The following is a 26415-nucleotide window of genomic DNA, read 5'->3' as shown; positions in this document are numbered from 1 at the left end:
CTAGCAATGTAAGCTGTGAATAAACATACAGACGATTAAGTATTTCAACGTACATATAAATTTATACGGATCGGACAATTAAAATGAAAAAAAATAAAATGCTGTTCATCAGTTTGTTATGTAGCACACCTATGGTTTGGGCAAACCCACAGCTTGAAGGTGAATATGCTTTACAAGGCGGTGCACTTTATATATTACCTCATCGACAATTTGCGGTGATTGCTTATGCTACTGCTCTAGCTGGAAACTATGAAATTCAAGCTAATACGCTTCAATTTCATTGGACAAGTGAAAATATCCCAAATTTATTATTCAAGAATTTTCAGATTTATCCCAGGTAGATTATCAAGATCGGATGCAGCCTAAGTTAAAGCAATTAATCATTCACTTTGATTCAAACTTACCTGATACATTTTACTTAGGGGGAAATCAGCCTTTAACATCGCCTCAGCTGAAAAGAGTCTTTAATGAAGATTCAAATTGCTATGAATATTCTAAAATGAATCAGAATGAATTAGCCCAGAAAAATTCAAAAAGAAGGCTTGGTTTTTTATCATAGGAATGATCTGCACAAAGGAGAATGGTCTGAACGCCGCGAATTATCGGGGCTTGCAGGAGAAGATTTAGCCATGCTGCAACAGATCGTACAACAAAGCCAATCTCCTTGGTCATTTGAAAGTCAAATTATTCATTTTAAGCATATTCAATTAGACGAGTACCCAATGATCAAAATGCAAAGCGATTCCTCTTTATAACTTTATAAGGCGCATGATCAAGTTATATAGATATTGAATTCACCACGTTCATTTATAGATTGACTATAAATAAAACATTTTCTCATCTCGTACTATTTTTTCTCGGTAACGCATGAAAATGTGCAATAGCTGTCGTCATCAATGGTAGAGACTACGCCATCATCATTGAGATCTGCATCTTTAAATAAAAAGATTTGATCACATTGTTGACATCTTTCAGGTGTCATCGTATTGAGTTGTTCTAATGGTGGATGTGTTGGTATTGTCATTTTAAAATCCTTTTGGGTGAAATATATACACATAGTTTTTTTAAGAGATTAGATCCAATCGTATATTTACGCAAGTCATAAAGGTGAGATTTTATTTTTATTTCTGATATTCAGCGCAAATATTGGATCAAAAAAGTGAGAGAATCGGTTTTCTCTCTTGCGTCTTTGTATGAAGGTTTAACGATGCAAAATCATTTCCAAAATAAATTTAGAACCAATAAAACCAATGGCTAATAAGAAAAATCCAATAATGGTAAAGCGAATCGCTTTTTGACCACGCCAACCAAATTTATAATGCCCAAGCAATAATGCGCCATAGACAAACCAAGAAATAATACTAAACGCTGTTTTATGTGCTAAATGTTGTGCAAAGAAGTTTTCAACGGTAAAGAAACCAAAACCCAGTGCGACCGTTAATAAAGCAAAACCCGTGATCAACATATCGAACAGCAAGGATTCCATGACTTGCAAGGGGGGTAATAAGTTGACCCAAACACGTTTTTTTTGTTTTTTCTTGAGTTCCCTATTTTGTAACCACATCAGTACAGCTTGGATGGTTGCCATCAATAACACGGCATAAGCAGATAAAGATAAAATGATATGCGTATCTAAACCTAAAGAATGCATTTCAATAAACTGACGAGGGACACTAAAAGCAAAGCCTAAGATTAGACCTAAAGCTGCTACAGGGATGCCTAATAGATTTAGCGCAATGACAGGTCGATAGGTGCTAAACAATACACTCAGTAACAACATTAAACCTGATGTAAAAGACATTAAATTAAATACATCATAATTGATCCCCGACGGGGTGATCATATTGTTATACAGTACAGCGGCATGTAACAATAGCCCTAAGCCTAAGACAACGCCAATAAACCAATGGTTTGGCGTACGTTTAGACATTAGATGCATAAATAAATACCAAAATGATGTGGTATAGGCAATTAATGCTAAAATGGTATACACCAAGGGGAGGCTAATCATGTCAAACCTTTTTCGGGATGATAAATATTCATGTTATAAGATATAAATTCGATATGAACTCAAGTATCCTATAGCATCTTATGCATAAAAGTTCTATTTTTCAGAAAGTTTTTTTGCAACAACTATTTTAAGCGGATTTCGCAATGTTTGATACCTTAACAGAACGACTCACGCAGAGTCTCAGAAATGTTACTGGCTCAGGACAACTGACCGAAGACAATATTAAAGACACTTTACGTGAAGTGCGTATGGCACTGCTCGAGGCCGATGTTGCTCTGCCTGTAACTCGTGAGTTTATCGCGAAAGTTAAGGAAGAGGCATTGGGTCAGGAAGTGATGACACAGCTTTCACCAGGTCAAGCTTTCGTTAAAATTGTCTATGACGAACTCACCAAAATGATGGGTGAGGCCAACGAAACCTTAGATTTGGCTGCAAAACCACCTGTGGTGATTTTACTTGCAGGTTTGCAAGGTGCGGGTAAAACTACAACTGCTGCAAAACTTGCACGTTTCTTAAAAGAACGTCAAAAGAAAAAAGTGGCAATGGTCTCTGCTGACGTTTATCGTCCTGCGGCAATTAAACAGTTGCAAACTGTTGCAGCTGAAGTCGGTGTGGACTTTATTGAGTCTGAAGCATCCGAAGATCCAATCAAAATTGCACAACGTGCGATTGGACAAGCGAAGATCAATTTCAATGATGTCTTGATTGTCGATACTGCGGGGCGTTTACATGTCGATGATGACATGATGGATGAAATCAAAGCATTACATGCATCGATCAATCCAACTGAAACCTTGTTTGTCGTTGATGCGATGACGGGGCAGGATGCAGCCAATACAGCCAAGGCATTCAACGATGCATTACCTTTGACAGGCGTGATCCTGACCAAGACCGATGGTGATGCGCGTGGTGGTGCGGCACTTTCAGTCCGTGCAATCACAGGTAAGCCAATCAAATTTTTAGGTATGGGTGAAAAACTTGATGCCTTAGAGCCATTCCATCCTGAGCGTGTTGCACAACGTATCTTAGGTATGGGTGACGTACTTTCTTTAGTCGAAGAAGTTGAACGTAAAATCGACAAAGAAAAAGCCGAAAAAATGGCGAAAAAATTGCAAAAAGGCGGCAGCTTCAACTTTGAAGATATGCTGATGCAATTTGAACAAATGAATAAGATGGGCGGTATGATGGGCTTCTTGGATAAGTTGCCTGGCATGAGCAATTCAGGAATTCAAGATGCAATCGCGCAAGCGAACCCTGAAAAGCAAGTGAAAAAGATGGAAGCGATTATCCAGTCGATGACCATCAAAGAGCGTCGTAATCCAGATTTGATGAATCCAAGCCGTAAAAAACGTATTGCAGCGGGTTGTGGTATGGATGTTGTTGAAGTGAATAAACTGATCAAACAACATGCACAAATGGCCAAAATGATGAAAAAATTTGCCAATCCATCAGGGATGGCAAAAATGATGCGTTCATTAAGTGGCTTACAAAAACAATTTGGTGGCGGTGGTGGTATGGGGCCATTATTTGGTAATAATGAACCTAAAAAATAATCCAAACCGATAATCTGAAAAGAGCGCTTTAAGCGCTCTTTTTTGTGGATAATATTTTAAAAAATTTAAACTTAAATTATGCTATATTTGCTAAAACAATTGATAAGAAGAACTATCTAATATGAATACTGTTTTTGTTGTCCACGGCTATCGTGCAGCACCAGAAAATCATTGGTTTCCTTGGCTTGCACAGAAAATCCAATCTGTTGGGGCTACGTGTGAGATTGTTCATTTAGAAGATGCAGATGCACCGAATTACGCCGTGTGGAAAGAATGCTTACACATGCAAATTTCCCCTTTGGATGAAAATAGTATTGTGATTGCGCATAGTTTAGGTTGTTTGAGTAGTTTAGATTTTTTATCAGAAGCACTCAAAACGAAGAAAATTAAGGCAATTTTTTTAATAGCACCTTTTAAAGCATTATTACCTGCATTGCCTGAATTAAATGAATTTATTCAACAAGCCAAAATAGATGAATTTGTCATTCATACTGCAATTCAGAAACGCTTTGTATTTTTATCGAATAATGATCCTTATGTTGCTGCACAGTTGAGTATTCGTTTAGGGCAAGCGATCCATGCGCAATTGGTTGAAGTACCATCTGCTGGGCATTTTATGCAGTACAATGGCTTTACTGAATTTCCTCAGTTATGGGACAAATTAAGCCCATTGATTGCGATACCACAGAATATAAACAAGTAAAATTCAATCTAATATTGAAAATATCAAGATAAAAATCAGGCAGTCGAATATTTACCGCCCGAAATTTTGTATTTTAGTGATTAAAATAGTTATTCATTGGTTTTTTCATAAATACTTTCAACAATATTGTTGATCTCGGTATTGTCTGTCACAAGCTGTCCTTGTTCATCCCATGCTTTTGCATTATAAGTGGGTTTATCGTCTTCATAGGCAGCAAAACCTTCAACAGCAGGTTTGCCATTTTCATACCAAAATTTAATTTTGTATGAATGAAGGTCAGGGTCTGCGATTTCATATTCATAAGCTTGTTGCCCATTGTGATAAAAGGTTTTGGAAAGACCAACTTCCATACCTTCATTATAGTTTGCTGTGGATGCAATTTGCCCATTTTCAAAATAAGTGGTAATTGGGCCATCCGTGAAAATAATATCAAAGCTACGTAAAGCTAAAGGTTCTTTGATCCAAAAAGGAGCTGTTTGTTTTTTATGACTATTTTGATAAAAATCTTGTACTAAGAAACGTCCATCTTTGTCGCGTCCCAAAAGCTTACGGTAGTAACCATCTTTTAATGGCGTTGCTGAATAACCTGAGTCATATTCTTCACCTAAACTGGCATCTTTATCAAAATATGCCACAATAGGTTCTTCTGTTTGCAGTTGTTGTTTAATTTCATTAGAAATAGCAGTGGAGTTATTGGTCTGTAATTGACTACACCCTGTAATTGAAAGTCCAAGTAGGCTGATCAAAAAAAGTTGTTTGAAATTTGGCATCATAAAGTTCACTTATTTTACACTTGTTATAAATATGCTTTAACAGATTAAACATAAAGCTGAGTATTCGCTGCACTGTTATTTTGCAGCATCATCATTGATTTTCAATATAAATTTGTAAATATGAAGCAGTATTGTGAGGGATGGTTGGGTACACATTAAAAATACGAATTTAATTTTGCCAAAATCGTGTCAATTTTTTCACTGTCTGTTACCAAGTGTCCCTTTTCATCCCAAACCTTGCTGTCAAAAATACAGTTGTTATCCGCTGGATTTATTTTTAGATCGGCAGCGAGTTTGCCATTGTCATACCAGATTTTTTGTAAAATCAATTCATCACTGACAATCTCTTCTGCAAAAGCAAGTTGCCCATTTTCATAGTAATACTCATTTTTTCCGACTTTTTTAAAGTCTTTATAATGATGTTTGATATGTATATTGCCATTTTCATAATAAGCCACCATGAGTCCATCAGAAGATATACCATCAAAACTTTTTAATGCTGAGACTTCTTTGATCCAATAAGGATCGGTTTGTTTTTTATGGCTGTTTTGGAAAAAGTCTTGCACCAAGTAACGTCCATATTGATCACGATCTAACAGTTTACGATAGTAACCATTTTCTACAGGAGTGGTAGAGTAGCCCGCACCCACTGTATCTAAGTGAGTGGTATTTTCAAAATCTGATGCTTCGGCAGCTTTGGGTGAAAAATAGGCAATAATCGGTTGATCTTTTTGTTTGTGTTCGAGCGGCTGTTCCATTTTAAGAGTATTGATTTCAAGTGGTTTTTGTTGTGCCATATGGGCTGAGTTGGCACATCCGATCAGTATGATACTGACCAAGCTCACACTGAAAAATGGTTTTAGCTGAGACATGTAAATATCCTTGTTTTTTGCATTGGCTTGAGCATTAAATTTTTATTTTCTAGACATTCTATTGCTTTATTTTGCTTGATACTCAATATAAATTTGTAAACCTTTGAGCAGTAAATCAGCTTCAACATGAGGTGAATATTTTGCTAAAAATTGAGCAAATAAGGGGGCATCACCACCTGTTAAAATCAATTTGCGTGGGGATTGTTGTAGCACGTGCTGAATAGTACTGAGTAGACCTAAGAAAATCCCGTGATGTACAGCATCAATGGTATTGCGTCCAGGAGAGAGTTCATTAAACGCAGCATCTGGAATTTTAATACCTTTGGTATTTTGAATCAGTGAGTCACGTTGTAAATATAAATTTGGAACAATATAGCCGCCTAAGTGTTGTTTACCTTGTGTGAGGTCAATGGTTAAAGCAGTACCACAACTAATCACACATAAATCTTCATCTTGATTTGCCACAGCGAGTACTTGGAGCCAACGGTCTATTCCAAGTTGTTTGGGGTCATCATAACCACATTTGAGCCCAGCATAGTCATAATGAACTTTGGCAAAATGGATAGGGACCTCAAGAAGCTTTAAAATTTTTTCAATGCGTTGATTATTTTTTTTATCTTGAACAGAAGAGATTCCAACCCGAGTAATGGCTAAATTTTTAAAGTGTTGAATGAGACCTAAAAGTAAGTCAGCAGGAGATTGTAGATGTAACTCAGCAGCATGTTCAACGATTTGATCTGCTTCTGTGACCCAATACTTTAAACGTGTATTGCCAATGTCTAACCAAAGTTTTTTATCGTGAGTATTCATAGTTCACCTTGATTTGCGAGACGTAAACGTCCTTGGTAGACATTGATTAAACCTTGTGCTGTTTGTAAATGAACAGATCCATCATCACTGATACCTTTAAAAGTACCTTCGATATTGCCTTTAATTTGTTCAAAATATACATTCTTATCCATAAATGCAGCATAGTGATTGAAGCGAGCAGCAAGGTTGTAGCAGCCATGGTCAAACCATTGTCCTGCTTGATGAATAGCAAGATAAAGTTCACTGATCATTTGAATACGATTTGGAAATTCTACGCCCAACTGCACAATAGATGTGGCTTGTTGGTCAAGTTGCGCTTGTGGTAAAGGCAGTAAGTTAATCCCTACACCGACAATGGCTTCATTGGGTGAAATGGGTTCAACTAAGATCCCGCCCCATTTCCCTTGTGAGCTATATAAATCATTTGGCCATTTGATTTGCAAATGCGGCAAATTTTTAAGACTTGGCATTTGTAAGATATTTAACGCAATTTCTAAAGCTAAACGACCATCTATTGTTGTTTGCGTTTGTAGCAATGTGCTTAAATAAATATTCCCAATCGGAGAAACCCACTCGCGTTGATGCTGTCCTCGACCTTGAGTCTGTATTTCACTACACACCAATACCGTTTTAATTCCTTTTAATGCGATGTCGCGTACATCATCATTGGTTGATGTAGTACTATGTTTTAACAGCAAAATTTCAGGGAGTTGCTGTGCGTTGCTCAGCAGTTCGCGTAGATGACGTGTTTCTAAGTCCATGTTGAATAGAAGAGAATGGAAAAATATTTATGGAGTTAATCATATATTTAGGGATTGGCGCAATCGCTGGTTTTGCTGCAGGGCTATTTGGTGTGGGCGGTGGTTTAATTATTGTTCCTATTCTTTATATTGTTTTTACCCAAATGGGCTATGACCCTGCGGTGATTATGCACCTTGCTTTGGGGACATCATTGGCAACGATTATGGTGACTTCGATCAGTTCATTGATGGCGCATCATAAAAATGGTGCGGTACTTTGGAATGTTGTGAAAAATCTTGCACCTGGCTTAGTTTTAGGCTCATTTTTAGGGGCAGGCGTTGCAGGCTTACTATCGGGTGCAAATTTACAACTGATTATTGGGCTATTTGCCATTTGGGTGGCTTATAAAATGTTTAAAGGGGCAAATGTCAAAGTAGATGAAACCAAGCAATTACCTTCAAGCACCATGCAGCTTTTGGCAGGCGGTGGTATTGGTGTTGCTTCTGCAATTTTTGGTATTGGTGGGGGAAGTTTGACTGTACCGTATCTCAATAAAAATGGTGTGGTCATGCAAAAAGCTGTCGGGACTTCAGCAGCATGTGGTTTACCCATTGCAATTGCTGGTGCACTCGGTTTTATGTTCTTTGGAGCTAAAGCGCAAATCAATGTGCCGAATACCATTGGTTTTGTGCATATTTATGCTTTTATTGGCATTAGTATCATGAGTTTTATTACGGCAAAATTTGGTGCGAAAGTTGCACATGCGCTTTCACCAGCAATGTTGAAAAAGTGTTTTGCGGGATTGCTCACGGTGATTGGTTGTTACTTTATCTTTAAAGGTGTAATGCCATTTTTTTAATAGTTATTCATGACTGAAAGTAGGTGAGAAGCACTGATGGCTATTATTTATTTAAGCTGAAACTTGGTGTTTTACATGAGTTTTATGAAGAAATGATTGATCATGGACATCAAAGTGATGCTGAATTCGAAACAGTTATAGGACATCTCATCTACGATTATGAACAAAGTTTTCAAAGGTCGAACAAATTATTATTGAATTTGTGATTTATGCGATTGCAGAATGAAATTTTAGAAAAGTTGAATGCAGTAGATTTTAAATTACTTTTATCGCTTTTAGAGGGTGAAGAAAGATCATCATTTTTACATGATTTATATTTAATGTATTTGATCAATCTTGAAACGAGAGATTCCTTAATTCAATGGGTTTGAATTACTTGAGGTGAGTCACAGTTGTCATCAAATGTTATTGTGCAATATCGGTAAATGACCATGCTGGTTTAAATTCATTTCCGACCAAAGGCGCTTTTTCCCAAAACAAAGTTGACCTAAAATGCATGAATATTGTCTGACAATGTCATGTTTAAAACAGGTTGAATAAGGTAAAACTAAAATATAGACAATTGAAATTGTTAGAACCTTGTCGAAAAATAAAAAATTAAAGATAGGATTTATATGCAATTGGAAGAAGTGGATAGCCTTTCAGAGCAAATTGCCAAGCACATCAGTGAGCAAATTATCAGTGGTGAATTGGTTGAAGGTGAGCGTATACAGGAGCTACGGATCGCCAAAGAACTCGATGTCAGTCGAGGTTCTGTACGTGAAGCACTTTTGTTGCTTGAAAGAACACATCTCATCGAAATCTATCCACGTCGTGGCGCGATTGTGTCTGAAATGTCAGCGCAACAAGTTCGTGCATTATTTGACACCAGTGCCTTATTGCTTGGGCAAATCGTTTCTCGTATGAGTGAAACATGGCGTAACCATGAAGCCGAAGCAATGCAAAAAATGCTGACTCACCTGATTGAGCAGGTGAAACAAGGCAATACTGAAAAATTCTACGATGGCATATTCCAATTTCTTTCAGAACAGCAAGATATGGTTGGAAATCCTTATTTGATGAAGTTTTATAAAGAATTACTTCCATCTTTACGTCGAAGTTATTTTTTAACCTTAAATACTTCAAGACGCGAGCTACAAGAGGCTTTAGAACTCATAAAACTCGTGATTGATGCAATTTTAATCCGAAAATCACAACAAGCTACTTTATTTATGGAAGATTTTTGTCGACACTTGCGTAATCTCGTGTTGGAATCGCTGGCACGTATGAAACAAATTGAACTCGCATGGGCGAGGCGATCGCGTCGCTAAGAGGCGTTGCTAAGTAACTAGGACATTATGCGTTTAAGCAGCTTAAAACTTTCAGGCTTTAAATCTTTTGCCGATAGTGCAACATTACAATTCAAAGCAAACCGTACTGCTGTAGTCGGACCCAATGGTTGTGGTAAATCCAATGTGATTGATGCCATTCGTTGGGTGATGGGGGAGTCAAGTGCACGTCAATTACGCGGCGGCAGTATGCAGGATGTTATTTTTACAGGGACGAGCAAACGTAAACCTGTAGGTATGGCAAGTGTAGAGCTGCGTTTTGAAAATACCTATGGCAAACTTGGTGGTGCATATAATGCCTATTCCGAATTAGCAGTTCGTCGCCAAGTGAACCGAGATGGAAAATCAGAATATTTTCTCAATGGCACCAAGTGCCGTCGCCGTGACATTACCGATATTTTTTTAGGGACAGGTTTAGGCCCACGTTCATATGCAATCATTGAACAGGGTATGATTAACCGCTTGGTCGATGCTAAACCTGAAGAAATGCGTGTTTTTATTGAAGAAGCCGCAGGGGTTTCTCGTTACCAAGCGCGCCGTAAAGAAACACTGCAACATTTAGAACACACCACACAAAACTTAGAACGTTTAGAAGACATTTCCAGTGAATTACAAGCGCAGTTAAAAACACTGAAACGCCAGTCTGAGTCTGCTGTTCAATATAAAACTTTAGAAACACAAATTCGTACTTTAAAAGTTGAAATTTTGTCGTTCCAGTGCGAGCAAAGCTCACGCTTACAAGAACAATATTCTGTTGAAATGAATGAATTGGGCGAACATTTTAAATTGGTTCGCTCAGATATGACTACGTTGGAGCATGACCTTGCTGCGACGAGTGAATTATTCCAGCGTTTGATTCAACAGTCCTCGCCATTGCAACTTGAGTGGCAACAGGCAGAGAAAAAATTGTCTGAATTAAAGATGACCTTAGAGCAAAAGCAAGGTTTATTCCAACAAAATTCGGACATGCTCAGACAATTAGAACAACAAAAAGTCCAAACCAAAGAACGTATTCAATTGCTTGAACTACAACTTGATGGCTTGTTGACTCAAGTCGATGAACAAGGTCAAACTCTACAAGCATTAGAGTCTGAAATGTTGCTGAGTCAGCAAAGTCGTGAAAGTTTAAAAGCACAGCAAGGTGAAGCACAAAAACAATTTGAGCAGATCAAAAACCAAGTTGAAAAGCAGCAACAGCAAAAAGCGCAGATGCAGGCACAGATTGAACAACTTGCGAAGAATGTCGCTCGAATTGAACAGCAAAAAGACACCTTAAAAAGCCAAGCGATTCAAATACAAAGTCAATTTCAGACTGAAGATGTACAACAACTTGAGCAAGATCAAGCAACGGCTCAAAAACAGATTGTGTTGTTGGAAAATAACATTACACAATCGAAGGTTCAGTTAGAGCAGCTGCAAGAACAGATCAATCAGCAAAAAACGCAGATTTCGAGCTTAAAGTCTGAAGTGCAAGTATTGCAGTCAGAACAGAAAAACTTAAATCAATTGATGGCAAAAAGTGCAATCAAAACCGATGCACATACAGTGCAATTGATGCAAGTATTAAGGTTAAATGAACATGGCAAAGCGCATGCAGCATTGGTCGAGAAGTTTTTAGCGAAATGGCTTTCTGCGCAGGTTATTGATTCAAATTCAACATTTAGCGAAAGCATAGCCCGTCAGCTGAAAGCATCAAATTCACGTGATAAAATTCAACTCAATGGCTTGCCTTGTTTAGCCGATTGGATTGAATCACCACAATATTCTTTGTGGCATCAAGTCGCGATGGTCGAAAATCTTGCACAGGCTTTGAGCCTTCAAGCACAACTCACAACGGGGCAAAGTCTACTGAGCTTGGATGGTTATCATATTGGGCAAGATTGGGTGATTGGCTTATTTTATGATGAATCGAGCCAAGCTGCGCAAGGTGCATTAAGTCATCGTATCCGATTCGAAGAAATTGAAAATCTATTGACAGATTTACAGCCTAAGTTGCTAGAAGCTGAAAGTGTCTTGCCAACCTTAACTCAGCAAATGAGCAATATTCAAAAACAGCTTCAAGCTGATCAAGACACACTCAAAAATCAGCAAAAGTTAGTACAACAGTTTGATGTACAAATTGCCAAACAGCAAAGTACGTCACAAGCATTTGCACTGCAAAAAGTTCAGTTAAACAGTCAATTACAACAATTGGATGAGCAACTTGAAGAAGATGCAATGCAGAAAGATGACCTTGAAATCGATATACATTCGCTCTTACTCAAGCTTGAACAAAATCTTCCTGAATATAAAACGTTGCAATATAAACTCGATGAGTTAAATGAACAGGTTGAGCAACAACAGCAACAGTTGCAACTCAAACAGCAAGATTTTGAAGGCACACGCCGTTTAGCAGAACAGAATAAGCAACAAATTGAATTGCTTGAAAAAGATTTAACATTTTCAAAAGTACAATACCAACAAATTATTGTGCAAATGGATCAGGCAAAGAAATTTGTCGAGCCGATCCAACTTGAATTACCAAGTCTACAAAGCCAATATGCTGAACAATCACAATTGACTGAAAAATTACAGAAAACGTGGGCAGACTGGCAAGTTGAGCTAAATAGTGTACAGTCTAAGCAGCAAACTTTGACGGAAATGCGTCATTTACATCAGCAAAATGATGAAAAGTTACGTACCCAGTTAGAAGAAAAGCGTTTGGCTTGGCAAGTGGCAAAATCTGATTTGCAACATTATTCAGATCAGCTCAATGATTTAAATGCCAAAGTTAAACAAGGTTTAACTATTGATTTGCTCAGCCATCAACAGAACTTAGAACAAGCGCAACGTCGGTTTGAAAAATTAGGTGCAGTGAACTTGGCTGCTTCAGAAGAATATTTAGAAGTGTCAAAACGCCATGAAGAACTGACCCATCAGATGCAAGACTTGGAAAATACGGTTGAGCAACTGAAAAATGCCATGAAAAGTATTGATCAAGAAACCAAAAAACTCTTCATGACGACTTTTGATCGAGTAAATGCTGAACTCAAAGAGCTCTTCCCGAAAGTATTTAATGGTGGCGAGGCGAGTTTAAGTCTTGAAGATGACTGGCAATCGGGTGTTAAATTGATGGCTCGTCCACCAGGAAAACGTAATAGTTCATTGGCGCTGTTGTCAGGGGGGGAAAAAGCACTCACTGCATTAGCCTTGGTCTTTTCTATTTTTAGATTAAATCCTGCACCTTTCTGTGTATTAGATGAGGTTGACGCGCCATTAGATGATGCGAATGTAGGAAGATTTTGTAATTTGGTAAAAGAGCTTTCTGAACAAGTCCAATTCATTTACATTACGCATAATAAAGTTGCAATGACGATGGCAACCGATTTGCTGGGTGTGACGATGCCCGAACCGGGAACATCAAAACTCGTCACTGTAAATTTGGAAGAGGCAAAAGAATACGGTTTAGCCGCGGAGTCATAGTATGGAAATCACCACAATCGTTGGGATTGTTGTTGCAGTCATTATTATTCTTATTGGTTTAAGAATGGTTTTACGCAAATCAGATGATGCAGCACCTTCTTTAGAATCTGAGTTACACATTAACTCAGAAAGTAATCAGCCTGTTATTCCACGTCATGTTCGTGATCAACTCCAAGCCGATAGTTCCAAAGAAGTAGTACGTGTAGAGCCTGATTTAAATCCTTTAGAGAAGACACAGGTCACAGAAGAAGCAAATGTTGAACACAAAACAAATGCTGTTAGCACTGAAGTTGCGCCTGAGTCGGTAGAAAATAAAGACGCGATCGCTGAAAAAGTGGTTGAAACAGCAAATGTTGCAAAAGTTGATGAACTTGAACAGTCAGCAGCTGAAACCGCAACACATGTAGAGCCTGAGCAAAAAGATGCCATTGCTGGTGCAAAAGAAGAAAAACCTGTAGATGAATTTAGCTTAAATCCCAATATTGAAACGGCTGAAATCAAAGAATTTGATGAAGAAAGCAGTATTTTGGATGTGCATTTGCATGAACAACAACGTTTTGATGATGAAAGTACGCTAGCCAATGCGCAAAGTATTATTGCACTGAATGTTTATCCAAATCCACGTAAAGCATTGTCAGGCGATAAAACCTTAAAAGTGTTGCTGAAATATGGTTTACGTTATGGTGAATTGTCTTGTTTCCATCGTTATGAAAATATCGATGAGCCAAGCCCACTCATGTTCTCTGTATTACGTTTGACGGATGAAGGTCCTGTTGGTTTTGATTTAGAAACGCTGTCAACTGAGCAAGTGAAAGGTTTAGCATTTTTCCTCGCTTTACCACATAGCAACGTACAAAAAGGCTTTGACACCATGGCAAGTATTGCAGGTTTGATTGCACGTGAAGTGGATGGTACGGTCTATGATGAAAATAATTTGGAGTTTACGCCACAATTAAAAGAGCATTGGCGTCATAAAGCGATTGATTATCGCTCTGAACAAGAAGCTTAAAGAAAAGACTCAATTGAAGCATAACCCCGTGATCAAGATCACGGGGTTATTTTTATGCATGCCGATTTAAATGTTTTGATGGGAAAATATAAAAAACTCAAATAGCGCATACCATCTATTGAAAGATAAGTACGACAATTTTTGTCGTAAAGCACAAAGCATTGACTTATATCCTGCCACAAAATTCCTTTATAATTGCCATCAAACTTCATTAGGGCGGACTTTTCGCCTATTTATAGGGTGAAAACAATATGGATAACACTGCCGTCATTTCTCAAATGCGTCAATTGATTCAAATTTTGGCAACACATAATCATGCCTATTATGTGATGGATCAACCGAGCATTGCTGATAGTGAATATGATCAACTCTTTCACCAATTAAAAGCGTTGGAAGAGCAGTATCCTGACCTTGTTCAAGCAGATACCCCGACCCATAAAGTAGGCGGCAAGGCATTGTCTAAATTTGAAAGCATTACCCATACAGTACCGATGCTATCTTTGGGCAATGTCTTTGATAAAGAAGAATTATTTTCTTTTGCAAAACGTGTGGAAGAGCGCTTACCGAATCAAAAAATTGAATATGATGTCGAACTGAAATTTGACGGTTTGGCGATTTCACTGTGGTATGAAGATGGCGTCTTGGTTCGTGGTGTCACTCGTGGGGATGGTGAAACAGGTGAGGTCATTACCCAAAATGTGAAAACCATTCGCAACTTACCGAAAGTGCTTTCATCAGACAAAGTTGCAATACCGCGCTTACTCGAAGTGCGTGGTGAAGTGTTGATGCCGAAAGCAGGTTTTGAAAAACTCAATGCGGAAAATGAAGCCAAAGGTGAAAAAACTTTTGCTAATCCACGTAATGCGGCAGCAGGAAGTTTACGCCAACTTGACCCAAATATTGCAGCCGCACGTCCTTTGGCATTTTATGCGTATGGCATTGCACAATGTGAACCGCATCATGGCTTAGAAAAAATGTCAGAAAGTTTGGAATGGTTGACCAATTTTGGTTTTGCTATTGGTGAACAGCATTTTGTTTGTAGCAGCATTCAAGAAGTTCAAGAAAAATACGAACAAATCAATCAACAACGTCCAAATCTATCTGTCGAAATCGATGGTATGGTGGTCAAAGTTGATTCACTAAAACAGCAACAACAACTGGGTTTTTTAAGTCGTGAACCCCGTTGGGCAACGGCTTATAAATTCCCTGCGGTGGCAGCGCTGACGACCGTTGATCAAATTGATTGGCAAGTTGGGCGTACGGGCACGCTCACTCCTGTAGCACGTTTAAATCCTGTGGCAGTGGGTGGTGTAACCGTATCTAATGTGACTTTACATAATATTGGCGAAATTCATCGTTTAGATGTGCGGGTTGGCGATACGGTCAGCGTTTATCGTAGTGGTGATGTGATTCCAAAGGTCGAAAAAGTTTGGTTAGAATTCCGTCCAAATGACGTGGTTGAAGTACATTTACCTGAAAATTGTCCTGTCTGTGCTTCACCTGTGGTCATGCCTGAAGGCGAGGCTTTGGCACGTTGTTCAGGTGGTTTGTATTGTGCAGCACAGCGTATTGAAGCGATTCGCCACTTTGTTTCACGTAAAGCTATGGATATTGAAGGTTTGGGCGAGCGTTGGGTGGAGTCTTTATTGCATCTGAACCTATTGAATGATGTTGCAGATATTTACCATTTACATGAACACCGTGAAAAGTTGCTTAGCATTGAAAAAATGGGTGAGAAATCTGTTCAAAATTTATTTGATGCGATTGAAAATAGTAAGAAAACCACATTATTTGCATTTATTTATGCTTTAGGGATTCGTGGTGTTGGGGAAAATACGTCAAGAATGTTGGCACAGACATTCCAAACGTTTGAAGCTTTACGTCAAGCGGATGTAGATGCATTGAAAAAAACCCCTGATGTAGGTGACATTACTGCAGAATGGATCGCGGATTTCTTCCAAGCACCACATAATCTTGAGGTGATTGATCGTTTATTGGCAGCAGGCATCCATTGGGATGCACCAACAGCACCGACCCGTCAGCCTTTAAATGGTGAAAGTTGGGTGATTACGGGAACATTGGCAACCATGGGACGTGATGATGCAACGCAAATGCTACAAGCTTTAGGGGCACGCGTCAGTGGGAGTGTTTCGAGTAAAACTAAATGTGTGGTTGCGGGTGAAAAAGCAGGTTCTAAGTTAGAAAAAGCACAAAAAGCGGGTGTACCCGTAATGACTGAGCAAGAATTTTTAGCATTTATTCAACAATATCAATAAGTTTTGAGTGATATGATGGAGAGTTTAGGCTCTCCTTTTATATGCGCAAATAAAAATAAATCATTTTATGCAGTCTTTCGCTTTTTAATGTTCATAGGTTGAATATTAAATCTGTAGGGCACGATAGACGTCATTGAAATTTAATCATTCGGTTGAATTTTCAATCACTCTTACAATATAAATGAGAATGGTATTTATTATTGTTTATTTGAATGAAAACTTAAATTAGGATTAATTTTTACAATTATTAAACAAACTGATTATGAATATAATAATAATTCTCATTATCAATAGTGTGTTTATTTCTATGTTTTCAAAAAAAATATTAGTCAGTTCGATTGGACTTGCCATGCTTACCAGCACTTTTAGCGCAAGTGTATCAGCAGAAGATGAAGTGACCACATTACCTGAGGTGGTGTTACAAGCACAAAAACAAAAAAATAATGAGACTTTTGCCAATGGCCAACTCAAACAACAGACCCATTTAGGTCCATTAGGAAATAAAAAAATTATTGATACGCCATTTAGCCTTACTTCATACAGCAAACAACTGATTGAAGAACAACAAGCATCAACCATTGGGGATGTTCTAAAAAATGATCCAGGTATCCGTATTACCAGTAACCAAGGGCATTTAAACGAAAACTTTAAAATTCGTGGTTTTGATTTAAACCATGAAGATATGTCCTTTAACGGTCTGTTTGGAATGGCACCTTATGGTCGTGTGCCCACTGAGTTCTTAGACAGTGTAACGGTGTTGAAAGGCCCAAATGCCTTGGTTTCAGGAGTCGCACCGACAGGTAGTGTTGGCGGCGTAGTGATTGCGAACTCTAAACGTGCTGACAAAGAAGTTACGCAAGTGTCGGGCGCTTTTGAAGATGAAGGGTTTTACACATCAGGTTTTGATATTTCACGCCGTTTGGGTGCAAACCAAGAGTTTGGTATACGGGTAAATGGTACTTATGGTCAGGGTGAACATACGATTGATGGAATGGATGATCGTCACATTTCAGGTGCAATTGCTGCGGACTATACCACAGACAAAGTCAAAATTAACTTTGACTCCTATGCTGTGCGGGATGACCGAAAAGGGGGCTCACCTGCCATGATCTCCATGCAAAAACTTGACCATGTTGTTAAAGCACCCGCAGGAGACTCTAATTACTTTCCACACTTAAAAGGGTATACAGAAAGTAATTTTGTGGGGTTATCTGGGGAGTATAAATTTACTCCAGATCTAAAAGCTTTTGCGGGCGTGGGCTATATTGAAAAACAATATGCAGGGCATTTGTTTGGTACACGTATGATTTTGCAAAATGCGCAAGGTGATGCAACTTCACAATATTATCGTGTTGGCTCACAAGAGCAAAATACTTCAGCCAATGCAGGCTTTGAGGCAAAATTCGAAACAGGTTCAATCAAACATACTTTAGGTTTAAGAGCAGATTATTTAAATCGTAAATTTGATCAGCATAAAGGACAAGGTGCAACGGCTGTACCCTTTAACACCAATATTTATCAGCCATCGAATGAAGGTCATATGCCTTTGCTAAGACCTGAAATTGTTCCAATGGGGGATAATCACTATGTGAGTTATACTTTAACTGATCAGCTCTCAATGTTAGATGACCGTTTACAACTGATTTTAGGTGCACGTTATCAAGAGATTGACACGAAAAACTTACAGAAACATACCGCCTATAGTGAGGACAAACTTTCACCTAGCCTAGGCATTGTGGTGAAACCTTTTGGTAAAAATCTATCTCTATACGCAAGTTATGTGGAAGGATTATCAGAAGGGTCAACTGTTGATAGTACATTAAGCAATGATGCTAATGCAGGTGTGACATTTGCACCATTTCAAACGAAGCAATATGAAGTGGGTGCAAAATATCAATCAGGTAAGTGGTTGAATACTTTAGCTCTGTATCAAATTGAAAAGCCAAGTACCATGGTGATGCCGTATTCAAGTGCAACCAATAAGGACATTAATCAGATCACAACGGATGATGCTGAAACGCGTTCACGTGGTGTCGAGTGGGCGATTTCAGGTGAAGTTGTCCACGGTTTAAATCTATTGGCTAATGTCGCCTATAACGATGCTGAATTAACCAAAGCAGGTATTAGCAAAGGGGTAACGAACCAAGGCAAGAGCGTCTTTGGTGTGCCTGAATGGACTGCATCACTTGGTTTAGACTATGCCATTCCGTTTATTGATGGTTTAAATGTCAACACACGTGTCAATTATGTAGGTAAGCAATATATGAATAATGCCAATACCTTAGAACTTCCTGATTTTACCATTGTGGATGTAGGTGCACGTTATAAGACAAAATTGGGCGGTGTAGATACGACTTTCCTCGTAAATGTTGACAATGTCTCAGATCAGAAATACTGGGAAGGCATGTTTAATGAAAATTATGCTTTAGTGGGTGGTGCTCGTACCTATAAAGCAGGAATAACTTTTGACTTTTAAATGAAAAATTTAAACTTTACTACGTCATATCTGGTCTAGCATAAATTGCAAGACAGCCCATTTTTCATATTGAGAAATGGGTTTTATTTTTTATTAAATGCACAGCATAAAATAAAACCATGCTAAACCTGTTTATAACATCTTAATCAACGAAAGATGAATATTCTCACTGGTCACTATGCAAATCAGTGCTATTGCGAATCGTTACAAATTTTAAAATTGAATTATTGGCTCAAATTTATCATTTTTTTATTTATGAAAATGTTGCAAAGGCTTATTTTTTATCTGAAAAAATTATGAATGTGACTGTAAATGCGTATGTTTCTCATTTTAATTTTATAAAAATCATAAACTTACACATTTTATCTTTTGCATTGTAAGAGAAACTTGTCCATAATGTGGAAAAAGGTATGGAGTAATTGAAATGCGTGGCAATCCAGAAGTTATAGACTATCTAAACATGTTGATCGGTGGTGAACTGGCTGCACGTGATCAATATTTAATTCATTCCCGTATGTATGAAGATTGGGGTTTAAGTAAAATCTTTGAACGGATCGATCATGAAAGCCAAGAAGAAGGCGCACATGCCGATGCGTTAATCCGCCGTGTTTTGTTCCTTGAAGGCACACCAAACATGAACCGTGATGAGATTGAAGTTGGTACGGATGTTATAACCTGTTTAAAAGCTGATTTAGCACTTGAGTATCATGTACGTGAAAAATTAGCGCAAGGCGTAAAATTGTGTGAAGAAAAGGGCGATTATGTCACTCGTGATATGCTTCGTCAGCAAATGTCCGACACCGAAGAAGACCATACTTATTGGCTAGAAAAACAAATGCGTCTAATTCAGTTAATTGGTTTACCAAACTATATTCAATCGCAAATGTGAGTTAAATCTACGTATTTAATGAATTAATATTAAAAGCCTTTATATGAATGTATAAGGGCTTTTTTATTCACCATTTTGAACTGTAAACTGTTTGGTTTGTATATTGAAAATATATTGCTCACCAAATTCTTTGGTAATTAAAATTTCAGAATCAGAAATCTGTTGTAAATTTTCAATCCACCACATATTCGGTGGATCACGATAATATTCATCATATTGATTGTTGAATGTATTGTAGCTGTATGATTTAAAAGGCTCATTCAAATAATAGAGGATAAAACCACAACCTGCGGATATACACCAATTTTCATTGTGATCAATGATTGCAACTTCAGGATTGCCATAAAAATCACCGATGATGATGTCATAAGGAGAATGAGGATTTTTCGGTGTTATTAAATAGACGGTCTCATGTGCGTTTATGATCTTATAATTTTCTGAAATTGCTAATAAGTTATCCATTCTAATTATTTCTGAGCAAACTTTTGAATATCCGCTAAAACTTGCCCTGCATGGGTTTGGGTATTTACACTACTATAGTGATAAGTCACAATACCTTGCGGATCAATTAAAAAAGTTTCTCTTTTCGCTATTTTAACAATTCCAAGATTACGCACAATACCTAGTTGGTTAGCAAGTTGATGATTTTCATCGGCTAAAATTGGAAAGTTTAAGCCTAATTTTTCAGAGAATTTTTGATGTGATTGCACATCATCTAAACTTACCCCTAAAACCACGGCATTATTTTTAATAAATTGCGGATATAGAGATTTGAATTCATTAGCTTCTTGGGTACAACCAGGCGAGTTATCTTTCGGGTAAAAATACAGTACGACCCATTTGCCTTTATATTGTTTAAGTTCGTGCCATTTAGCATTTTGATCTTGTAGCTTAAATGCAGGCGCAGGTTTCCCAACCCATTGTTTTTGTTCAGTTGATGAAAAGATAGAACTTTGTGCATAGGTTTGGCTATGGATTGTAAAAATGGACAAGCTTGCGAGTATGGTGATTGCAACATATTGAGCAGTTTTCATTATGCCTGTCCTAAAAGAAGCCGAATTTTGATCTTAGCAAAATTATATGTTTATCTCAGTAAAAAAATGGGGGTTTGACGGTATTTATTTTAAGATGACGGCTCTAAAATCGTGAAAACAATAAGTAGATTGAAAATGACAGATGTAGGCGCAGTACTGATTAAATTAAAAGCCAATATCATGCACAATGTTGAAGCATGGCAAATAGAGGTGAATGCCCGAAAAACTGAAGCCATTGCAACCTTAAAAGCAGAAGGGGGGTGGCTGAGTCGTGGTTTCATGTGGAATTAGAAGGTCAGAATTATTTGATTGCTTATATGCGTGCCGAAGATATTGCCAAAGCACAGCACATTGGACGTGAAAGTCAGTTTGCCATTGATGCCATGCATAAAGCTTTTAAACAAAATTGGGAAAGAGGTTATAAAGCAACTTTGTTGGTCGATTTGGAAAGGTAGTCAAAATAATATTATCCAATATAAATCGTAATTCTATCTCTTAATGCAAAAATCTCAGATATTTCTTTTATTAATAGATCTAATCGTGTTTTAAAGTAATCAGTTTCCATTTGGGTGAGTTGAATAAGGTTTAGATTATTGATTAATAAAATTAATTCGTCCAAGATTTCATCTTGATCCTCATTCGTAATAAAAACACCTGTTTGAAATAGAGGAATCCATTCTAAATTCAAGACTTTCGCAAGAGGTTGCCAAGCATCAGTAAAAAATGATTCAGTTGAAATGGGGATTGATCTTTCTTCTAATTCATTGATTGGATTGTGAATAATTAAAGCGATAGTCATTTAGATTTTGTGATGATGATTGTCCTTGAATTTTAAGCATGGTCTAATGAAGTATCAATATTATTTTGGCTGTTAAATTGAACCAACGAATTCTACTCATTACAGGCTGGGGCGGTGGTACTAAACTGCTCAATTCACTTCAACAGGCTTTAGAAAATAAAGGTCATGCAGTTGAATTAATTAATATTTTTAATGCTTTAGATCAGTATGTTTTGCAACAGCATGTCGAAAAAGCCAAAGATTTTGATGTGATCATGGGCTGGTCTTTGGGTGGACAACTGGCAACTTTGTTGGTCGAGGGTATTGAAAAACAATATTCAGAACAAAAAGTGTTGATCACTTTAGCCTCCAATCCTTGCTTTGTAGAAAATGAACAATGGCACACGGCAATGCCACAAACGACATTTCAAAGCTTTAAGCAGTCTTTTGAACACAATGCAATTGCGACTTTAAAAAAATTTGGTTTTATGGTCTGTCAGGGTGTAGAAACTGCCAAAGCAGATTTCATCATGTTGCAAAGTTTGCTTCAAGCACAAAAAATCGAATTGCTTGAAGCGGGTTTAAAACTTTTGGAACAATTAAATCTTGTCAGTATCCTGAAAAATTATACAGGAAAGCAATATCATTTACTCGCAAAGCAAGATTACTTAGTTAGTTACAAAGTCTGCGAAAATCTGCAAAAATTAGATGCGAAGTTTTTAAAAGCAGAGCTGATTAATGGCTCTCACGGCTGTCCTGTATTTCATTATGAAGATATAACTGACAAAATCTGCCAATATTTACAAAAAATAGAATAATTTGCAGGATGACTGGCGAAAATCGCAATTTCAATTTAAACCGCACAGGTTTAAGATCTGTAAATTAGATTTTTGCTGTACCGAATGGAATGGAGTTTAGGATGACCGATGCATTGGCTAATTCATTGAGTGAATTAACAGATCAACAGTTTGATCTACAACATCTTTGGCATCCTTATACATCCATGACGAACCCATTGCCGACCTTTAAAGTCAAAAGGGCACAAGGTGCGATCATTGAACTTGCCGATGGGCGTCAGTTGATTGATGGTATGTCGTCTTGGTGGTGTGCCATTCATGGTTATAACCATCCTGAACTGAATGAGGCGGTGATGGATCAACTGCAAAATATGTCGCATATTATGTTCGGTGGTTTTACCCATGATCCTGCGATTCAACTTGGAAAATTACTATTAAAAATCACCCCACCCAGTCTGGATAAAATTTTCTATGCAGACTCGGGCTCAGTTGCAGTCGAAGTGGCTTTAAAAATGGCGGTGCAGTATTGGACTGCTTTGGGTCATTCTGCAAAAAACAATTTTGTCACACCACGTTCGGGCTATCATGGCGATACATGGAATGCGATGTCCGTGTGTGATCCTGTTACAGGGATGCATCAGATTTTTGGTTCAAGTTTACCCAATCGAATCTTTGTTCCTGCGCCACAAGTTGGCTTTTATGATGAATGGGATCAAACTGATATTGCCGAACTCGAAAAAACGTTGGCAGAACAGCATGAAAATATTGCAGGATTGATTCTTGAGCCGATTGTGCAAGGTGCAGGGGGAATGCGCTTTTACCATCCTGAATATTTACGTCAAGCCAAGTTACTGTGTGAAAAATACAATATCCTGCTGATTTTTGATGAAATTGCCACAGGTTTTGGACGTACAGGCAAGCTCTTTGCATGGGAGTGGGCGGGCATTGAGCCTGATATTATGTGCATCGGCAAAGGTCTGACAGGCGGTTATATGACCTTGTCGGCAACACTTACAACCCAAAAAATTGCTGAAACCATCAGTCAGGGTGAGGCAGGCGTGTTTATGCATGGTCCAACTTTTATGGCAAATCCGCTTGCCTGTGCGGTTGCAGCCAAAAGTACCGAACTGCTGATTTCACAGGATTGGCAAGCTAATATTCAATGCATTCAACAGCAGCTCATTACACATTTACAGCCACTTGCACAGCTTGATTATGTGAAAGATGTGCGTGTACTCGGTGCAATTGGTGTAGTAGAACTCAGCTTTAATGTGGATATGAAAACCTTACAACAGGAGTTTGTGCGCCGTGGCATTTGGATTCGCCCATTTGGAAAACTGGTTTATGTGATGCCACCTTATGTTATTTCCGAAGTTGAATTAACAACTTTATTAGAACAATTGGTCGAAGTGGTGCAAAATATGGAGCAACCGCAATGAGTCTGCTCGATCATTTTTCAACGCAATTGGATGTTTTAAAGCAACAAGGCAATCTACGACAGTTCACATCCAATATTCAGCAAGATCGTTATATCATCATTCATGATCAAAAGATGTTGAATTTAGCTTCAAATGACTATTTGGGTTTAGGATCCAACATTCATCTACGTGAACAGTTTTTTGATGAAACCCCAAATACAGCACGTTGGATGAGCTCATCTTCTTCACGTTTATTGACAGGAAATTTCGCTGAATATGAACAGCTCGAAGCGAGTTTAAGTCAGGCATTTCATGGTCGCTCTGCGCTGTTATTTAACAGTGGTTATCACATGAATATTGGGATTTTACCTGCGCTTGCAGACAGTAAAACTTTGATTCTTACTGATAAACTGATTCATGCCAGTATGATTGATGGCATCCGTTTATCGACTGCGAAATATGTGCGTTATCGTCATAATGACTTGATACATTTAACTCAGCTTTTACAGAAATATCATGCAGATGATGCATTTGAACGGATCATCATTGTCACAGAATCCATTTTTAGCATGGATGGTAATGAAACCGATTTGGCTGAGTTGGTGCGGATTAAAAAGCAATTTTCTAAAGTTATGCTCTATGTCGATGAAGCGCATGCGATTGGTGTACGTGGCGAGCACGGTTTAGGCTGTGCTGAACAATATGGCGTGGTGGATGAGATTGACTTTTTAGTTGGCACGTTTGGCAAGGCAATGGCGTCGATTGGCGGTTATTTGATTTGTCATCAAGTCATTCGGGATTATCTGATCAATTCGATGCGTCCGCTGATTTTTAGTACTGCACAACCACCGATTTGTATGGCATGGACAGATTTTATATTTAAAAAAGTCCTGCATTTAAATGCGGAGCGTCAGCATTTACAACAGCTTAGTCAATATTTACAGCAAGCTGTTCAAGCTAAAGGTTTTGATTGTCCTTCGACCTCGCATATTGTGCCTGTGATTATTGGTGAATCTACAAAAACTGTGGGGAAAGCTAAAGCTTTACAAAATGCAGGCTTTTATATTATGCCTGTACGCCCACCGACTGTGCCACAAAACAGTTCCCGTTTGCGTATTTCATTGACCGCACAAATTCAGCAGACTGATCTTAGTCAGTTGATAGATTTATTGTAAATAGCATGTGATGAATAACGTGAATCATTCAAAAATAGATAAATCACAAGTGGCTTTGCGTTTTGCACAGGCAGGGCAAAGCTATGTCGAACATGCAATTGTTCAAAAACAGATTGCACAGCATTTATTTGATTTAACTCAACAATATTGTCCTGAACTATTTAAAAATGCTGTAGAAAATGTTTTAGAAATCGGTTGTGGCTCAGGCAATTTAAGTCATTTATTGCTTAAAAATATGCAGATTGATCATTTGATTTTAAATGACCTGTACCCTGAAATTCAGCAACATTTTCAAGCCAATTTTAAAACCGATTACCTCATAGGTGATATTGAACAGCTTGAGTTTCCACAGCATTTAGACTTAATTACCTCAAGTTCAGCTTTGCAATGGGTACAGAATTTAGATGATATTTTCTTAAAAGCCTGTCAAAGTTTAAATCCGCAAGCTTATTTGGCATTTTCGAGTTTTGGTGAAAAAAATCTACAGGAAATAAAAGCCTTAACTGGGCAAGGTTTGGATTATTTAAGTCTTGAACATCTTCAGGATAAATTACAGAACAATGGTTTTGAAATATTACATCTTTCTGAGCAGATCACCGCTTTAAATTTTCAGCATCCCAAACAAGTTTTACAGCATTTAAAAGCCACAGGAGTGACTGCAACGGCTTCCAATTTTCGTTGGACAAAGCAAAGTTTGCAGAACTTTTATCAGGATTATCAACAATTTTTATTCAGTGATGAATCAGGTCAAATGCTATATCCATTAACCTATCATCCGATTTATTGTATTGCACGGAGAATGCCATGACAGGTTCAGTTTACTTTATCAGTGGAATCGATACAGGCATTGGCAAAACCTATACTACTGGCTATTTGGCGAGGCTTTGGAATGAACAAGGCAAGAAAACCATCACGCAAAAACTCATCCAAACGGGCAATGTAGACATTTCGGAAGATATTGAACAGCATCGTCAGATTATGGGCATGGGCTGGTTTCCTGAAGATGAAAGCAAGCTGACTATGCCTGAAATTTTTACTTATCCTGCATCGCCACATTTAGCGACCAAACTAGATGGTCGTGAGATTGATTTTCAGAAAATTGAAAATGCCACAGCACAACTTGCAGAAAAATATGAAATTGTCTTGCTCGAAGGTGCAGGTGGTTTGATGGTACCACTCACCACAGATTTACTGACGATCGATTATGTCGCTGCAAAAAAACTGCCTGTGATTTTGGTCACTTCAGGGCGTTTGGGGAGTATTAATCATACCATTTTAAGTCTAGAAGCACTCAAAAGTCGTGGTTTAGAGCTGTATGCCTTGGCCTATAATTTAAATGATCAATCGCAAGATGAACTGATTTCCAAAGATACTGCTGACTATTTAAAAAATTATCTGGCAAAACATTTTCCTCACTGTCAGTGGGTTGAGATTCCTGTATTAGAATAATG

The 26415-nt window shown here is 38.0% G+C and carries 25 protein-coding genes and 1 pseudogene; 17 read left to right on the top strand and 9 right to left on the bottom strand.

The window, feature by feature from the left end; all coding sequences use genetic code 11:
* The first annotated feature begins 83 nt into the window (after nucleotides 1-83).
* Both HX129_RS00990 and HX129_RS00985 read left to right on the top strand, forming a co-directional pair.
* Nucleotides 84-341, top strand: a complete 258-nt coding sequence (locus HX129_RS00990) for a hypothetical protein (protein ID WP_180046052.1) — start codon at nucleotides 84-86, stop codon at nucleotides 339-341.
* A gap of 288 nt (nucleotides 342-629) precedes the next feature.
* Nucleotides 630-755 carry a hypothetical protein gene (locus HX129_RS00985; protein ID WP_265937133.1) on the top strand — a complete coding sequence of 42 codons (126 nt, stop codon included), beginning with the start codon at nucleotides 630-632 and terminating at the stop codon, nucleotides 753-755.
* 92 nt (nucleotides 756-847) lie between these two features.
* Here the strand turns inward: HX129_RS00985 and HX129_RS00980 are convergent, their stop codons facing one another.
* Both HX129_RS00980 and HX129_RS00975 read right to left on the bottom strand, forming a co-directional pair.
* The gene (locus HX129_RS00980; protein WP_286433174.1) at nucleotides 848-1024 is read right to left on the bottom strand and encodes a hypothetical protein; all 177 of its coding nucleotides are present in this window, start codon (nucleotides 1022-1024) and stop codon (nucleotides 848-850) included.
* Nucleotides 1025-1201: 177 nt separating this feature from the next.
* On the bottom strand, nucleotides 1202-2011 hold the full coding sequence (locus HX129_RS00975) for a cytochrome C assembly family protein (RefSeq protein ID WP_286435949.1): 810 nt from the start codon (nucleotides 2009-2011) through the stop codon (nucleotides 1202-1204).
* A 143-nt stretch (nucleotides 2012-2154) separates the two neighbouring features.
* Here HX129_RS00975 and ffh point away from each other — a divergent pair, with 143 nt between their 5' ends.
* Both ffh and HX129_RS00965 read left to right on the top strand, forming a co-directional pair.
* Nucleotides 2155-3564, top strand: a complete 1410-nt coding sequence (gene ffh / locus HX129_RS00970) for a signal recognition particle protein (RefSeq protein WP_130073978.1) — start codon at nucleotides 2155-2157, stop codon at nucleotides 3562-3564.
* A 121-nt stretch (nucleotides 3565-3685) separates the two neighbouring features.
* Nucleotides 3686-4267 carry an RBBP9/YdeN family alpha/beta hydrolase gene (locus HX129_RS00965; RefSeq protein ID WP_180045926.1) on the top strand — a complete coding sequence of 194 codons (582 nt, stop codon included), beginning with the start codon at nucleotides 3686-3688 and terminating at the stop codon, nucleotides 4265-4267.
* A gap of 89 nt (nucleotides 4268-4356) precedes the next feature.
* On the opposite strand, the gene HX129_RS00960 is transcribed toward HX129_RS00965, so the two are convergent.
* The 4 genes from HX129_RS00960 to HX129_RS00945 form a co-directional block, all read right to left on the bottom strand.
* The gene (locus tag HX129_RS00960) at nucleotides 4357-5040 is read right to left on the bottom strand and encodes a toxin-antitoxin system YwqK family antitoxin (RefSeq protein ID WP_130073976.1); all 684 of its coding nucleotides are present in this window, start codon (nucleotides 5038-5040) and stop codon (nucleotides 4357-4359) included.
* 155 nt (nucleotides 5041-5195) lie between these two features.
* Nucleotides 5196-5912 (bottom strand): toxin-antitoxin system YwqK family antitoxin, encoded by a 717-nt coding sequence (locus HX129_RS00955; RefSeq protein WP_180045924.1) that lies wholly within the window; start codon nucleotides 5910-5912, stop codon nucleotides 5196-5198.
* A gap of 66 nt (nucleotides 5913-5978) precedes the next feature.
* Complete coding sequence (locus tag HX129_RS00950; protein WP_180045922.1) at nucleotides 5979-6722, bottom strand: type III pantothenate kinase; 744 nt, start codon at nucleotides 6720-6722, stop codon at nucleotides 5979-5981.
* Nucleotides 6719-7483, bottom strand: a complete 765-nt coding sequence (locus tag HX129_RS00945) for a biotin--[acetyl-CoA-carboxylase] ligase (protein ID WP_180045920.1) — start codon at nucleotides 7481-7483, stop codon at nucleotides 6719-6721. The genes HX129_RS00950 and HX129_RS00945 overlap by 4 nt, the downstream gene beginning before the upstream one ends.
* A 29-nt stretch (nucleotides 7484-7512) precedes the next feature.
* On the opposite strand from HX129_RS00945, the gene HX129_RS00940 reads away from it, so the two are divergent.
* From HX129_RS00940 to ftn, 7 genes are all read left to right on the top strand, one after another.
* The gene (locus HX129_RS00940) at nucleotides 7513-8322 is read left to right on the top strand and encodes a sulfite exporter TauE/SafE family protein (RefSeq protein ID WP_130073973.1); all 810 of its coding nucleotides are present in this window, start codon (nucleotides 7513-7515) and stop codon (nucleotides 8320-8322) included.
* A gap of 614 nt (nucleotides 8323-8936) precedes the next feature.
* Nucleotides 8937-9632: a GntR family transcriptional regulator gene (locus HX129_RS00935; protein WP_130073971.1), complete on the top strand. Its 696-nt coding sequence runs from the start codon at nucleotides 8937-8939 to the stop codon at nucleotides 9630-9632.
* A gap of 27 nt (nucleotides 9633-9659) precedes the next feature.
* Nucleotides 9660-13112: a chromosome segregation protein SMC gene (gene smc / locus HX129_RS00930; protein WP_286433173.1), complete on the top strand. Its 3453-nt coding sequence runs from the start codon at nucleotides 9660-9662 to the stop codon at nucleotides 13110-13112.
* Nucleotide 13113: 1 nt separating this feature from the next.
* Nucleotides 13114-14121 (top strand): cell division protein ZipA C-terminal FtsZ-binding domain-containing protein, encoded by a 1008-nt coding sequence (locus HX129_RS00925; protein ID WP_180045916.1) that lies wholly within the window; start codon nucleotides 13114-13116, stop codon nucleotides 14119-14121.
* A gap of 251 nt (nucleotides 14122-14372) precedes the next feature.
* Complete coding sequence (gene ligA / locus HX129_RS00920; RefSeq protein ID WP_286433172.1) at nucleotides 14373-16397, top strand: NAD-dependent DNA ligase LigA; 2025 nt, start codon at nucleotides 14373-14375, stop codon at nucleotides 16395-16397.
* A gap of 349 nt (nucleotides 16398-16746) precedes the next feature.
* A complete protein-coding gene (locus tag HX129_RS00915; protein ID WP_502872620.1) occupies nucleotides 16747-18873 on the top strand; it encodes a TonB-dependent receptor in 2127 nt (708 codons plus the stop codon).
* 424 nt (nucleotides 18874-19297) lie between these two features.
* Nucleotides 19298-19762 carry a heteropolymeric bacterioferritin subunit Ftn gene (gene ftn / locus HX129_RS00910; protein ID WP_286433171.1) on the top strand — a complete coding sequence of 155 codons (465 nt, stop codon included), beginning with the start codon at nucleotides 19298-19300 and terminating at the stop codon, nucleotides 19760-19762.
* 63 nt (nucleotides 19763-19825) lie between these two features.
* Here ftn and HX129_RS00905 read toward each other — a convergent pair whose 3' ends face one another.
* Nucleotides 19826-20224 carry a hypothetical protein gene (locus HX129_RS00905; protein WP_180045914.1) on the bottom strand — a complete coding sequence of 133 codons (399 nt, stop codon included), beginning with the start codon at nucleotides 20222-20224 and terminating at the stop codon, nucleotides 19826-19828.
* Nucleotides 20225-20229: 5 nt separating this feature from the next.
* On the bottom strand, nucleotides 20230-20796 hold the full coding sequence (locus HX129_RS00900; protein ID WP_174493195.1) for a peroxiredoxin: 567 nt from the start codon (nucleotides 20794-20796) through the stop codon (nucleotides 20230-20232).
* Between the two features lie 135 nt (nucleotides 20797-20931).
* On the opposite strand from HX129_RS00900, the pseudogene HX129_RS00895 reads away from it, so the two are divergent.
* Nucleotides 20932-21251: pseudogene (locus HX129_RS00895) on the top strand (DUF6176 family protein).
* An 11-nt stretch (nucleotides 21252-21262) separates the two neighbouring features.
* Here HX129_RS00895 and HX129_RS00890 read toward each other — a convergent pair.
* Nucleotides 21263-21595 (bottom strand): hypothetical protein, encoded by a 333-nt coding sequence (locus tag HX129_RS00890; RefSeq protein ID WP_286433170.1) that lies wholly within the window; start codon nucleotides 21593-21595, stop codon nucleotides 21263-21265.
* A 77-nt stretch (nucleotides 21596-21672) separates the two neighbouring features.
* On the opposite strand from HX129_RS00890, the gene HX129_RS00885 reads away from it, so the two are divergent.
* From HX129_RS00885 to bioD, 5 genes are all read left to right on the top strand, one after another.
* Nucleotides 21673-22392 carry an alpha/beta hydrolase family protein gene (locus tag HX129_RS00885; RefSeq protein ID WP_286433169.1) on the top strand — a complete coding sequence of 240 codons (720 nt, stop codon included), beginning with the start codon at nucleotides 21673-21675 and terminating at the stop codon, nucleotides 22390-22392.
* Between the two features lie 101 nt (nucleotides 22393-22493).
* Complete coding sequence (gene bioA, locus HX129_RS00880) at nucleotides 22494-23810, top strand: adenosylmethionine--8-amino-7-oxononanoate transaminase (protein ID WP_286433168.1); 1317 nt, start codon at nucleotides 22494-22496, stop codon at nucleotides 23808-23810.
* Entirely contained in the window at nucleotides 23807-24964 is a 1158-nt protein-coding gene (locus tag HX129_RS00875) for an 8-amino-7-oxononanoate synthase (protein ID WP_286433167.1), read from the top strand. Before bioA ends, HX129_RS00875 begins: the two co-directional genes overlap by 4 nt.
* A 19-nt stretch (nucleotides 24965-24983) precedes the next feature.
* Nucleotides 24984-25772, top strand: coding sequence for a malonyl-ACP O-methyltransferase BioC (gene bioC, locus HX129_RS00870; protein WP_286433166.1), 789 nt, complete (start codon nucleotides 24984-24986; stop codon nucleotides 25770-25772).
* Nucleotides 25769-26413: a dethiobiotin synthase gene (gene bioD, locus HX129_RS00865; RefSeq protein ID WP_286433165.1), complete on the top strand. Its 645-nt coding sequence runs from the start codon at nucleotides 25769-25771 to the stop codon at nucleotides 26411-26413. The genes bioC and bioD overlap by 4 nt, the downstream gene beginning before the upstream one ends.
* Nucleotides 26414-26415 lie beyond the last annotated feature (2 nt).

The organism is Acinetobacter sp. 251-1 (assembly GCF_030329305.1).
GTDB classification, from domain to species: domain Bacteria; phylum Pseudomonadota; class Gammaproteobacteria; order Pseudomonadales; family Moraxellaceae; genus Acinetobacter; species Acinetobacter piscicola_A.
The sequence above is the reverse complement of the archived record's forward strand: the minus strand, read 5'-3'. Positions and strand labels throughout refer to the sequence as shown.

Bases quoted from the DNA above. Each gene is read 5' to 3' on its own strand.
- HX129_RS00990 (WP_180046052.1), top strand. From the start codon at position 84: ATGAAAAAAAATAAAATGCTGTTCATCAGTTTGTTATGTAGCACACCT.
- HX129_RS00985 (WP_265937133.1), top strand. From the start codon at position 630: ATGCTGCAACAGATCGTACAACAAAGCCAATCTCCTTGGTCATTTGAA.
- HX129_RS00980 (WP_286433174.1), bottom strand. From the start codon at position 1,024: ATGACAATACCAACACATCCACCATTAGAACAACTCAATACGATGACA.
- HX129_RS00975 (WP_286435949.1), bottom strand. From the start codon at position 2,011: ATGATTAGCCTCCCCTTGGTGTATACCATTTTAGCATTAATTGCCTAT.
- ffh (WP_130073978.1), top strand. From the start codon at position 2,155: ATGTTTGATACCTTAACAGAACGACTCACGCAGAGTCTCAGAAATGTT.
- HX129_RS00965 (WP_180045926.1), top strand. From the start codon at position 3,686: ATGAATACTGTTTTTGTTGTCCACGGCTATCGTGCAGCACCAGAAAAT.
- HX129_RS00960 (WP_130073976.1), bottom strand. From the start codon at position 5,040: ATGATGCCAAATTTCAAACAACTTTTTTTGATCAGCCTACTTGGACTT.
- HX129_RS00955 (WP_180045924.1), bottom strand. From the start codon at position 5,912: ATGTCTCAGCTAAAACCATTTTTCAGTGTGAGCTTGGTCAGTATCATA.
- HX129_RS00950 (WP_180045922.1), bottom strand. From the start codon at position 6,722: ATGAATACTCACGATAAAAAACTTTGGTTAGACATTGGCAATACACGT.
- HX129_RS00945 (WP_180045920.1), bottom strand. From the start codon at position 7,483: ATGGACTTAGAAACACGTCATCTACGCGAACTGCTGAGCAACGCACAG.
- HX129_RS00940 (WP_130073973.1), top strand. From the start codon at position 7,513: ATGGAGTTAATCATATATTTAGGGATTGGCGCAATCGCTGGTTTTGCT.
- HX129_RS00935 (WP_130073971.1), top strand. From the start codon at position 8,937: ATGCAATTGGAAGAAGTGGATAGCCTTTCAGAGCAAATTGCCAAGCAC.
- smc (WP_286433173.1), top strand. From the start codon at position 9,660: ATGCGTTTAAGCAGCTTAAAACTTTCAGGCTTTAAATCTTTTGCCGAT.
- HX129_RS00925 (WP_180045916.1), top strand. From the start codon at position 13,114: ATGGAAATCACCACAATCGTTGGGATTGTTGTTGCAGTCATTATTATT.
- ligA (WP_286433172.1), top strand. From the start codon at position 14,373: ATGGATAACACTGCCGTCATTTCTCAAATGCGTCAATTGATTCAAATT.
- HX129_RS00915 (WP_502872620.1), top strand. From the start codon at position 16,747: ATGCTTACCAGCACTTTTAGCGCAAGTGTATCAGCAGAAGATGAAGTG.
- ftn (WP_286433171.1), top strand. From the start codon at position 19,298: ATGCGTGGCAATCCAGAAGTTATAGACTATCTAAACATGTTGATCGGT.
- HX129_RS00905 (WP_180045914.1), bottom strand. From the start codon at position 20,224: ATGGATAACTTATTAGCAATTTCAGAAAATTATAAGATCATAAACGCA.
- HX129_RS00900 (WP_174493195.1), bottom strand. From the start codon at position 20,796: ATGAAAACTGCTCAATATGTTGCAATCACCATACTCGCAAGCTTGTCC.
- HX129_RS00890 (WP_286433170.1), bottom strand. From the start codon at position 21,595: ATGACTATCGCTTTAATTATTCACAATCCAATCAATGAATTAGAAGAA.
- bioA (WP_286433168.1), top strand. From the start codon at position 22,494: ATGACCGATGCATTGGCTAATTCATTGAGTGAATTAACAGATCAACAG.
- HX129_RS00875 (WP_286433167.1), top strand. From the start codon at position 23,807: ATGAGTCTGCTCGATCATTTTTCAACGCAATTGGATGTTTTAAAGCAA.
- bioD (WP_286433165.1), top strand. From the start codon at position 25,769: ATGACAGGTTCAGTTTACTTTATCAGTGGAATCGATACAGGCATTGGC.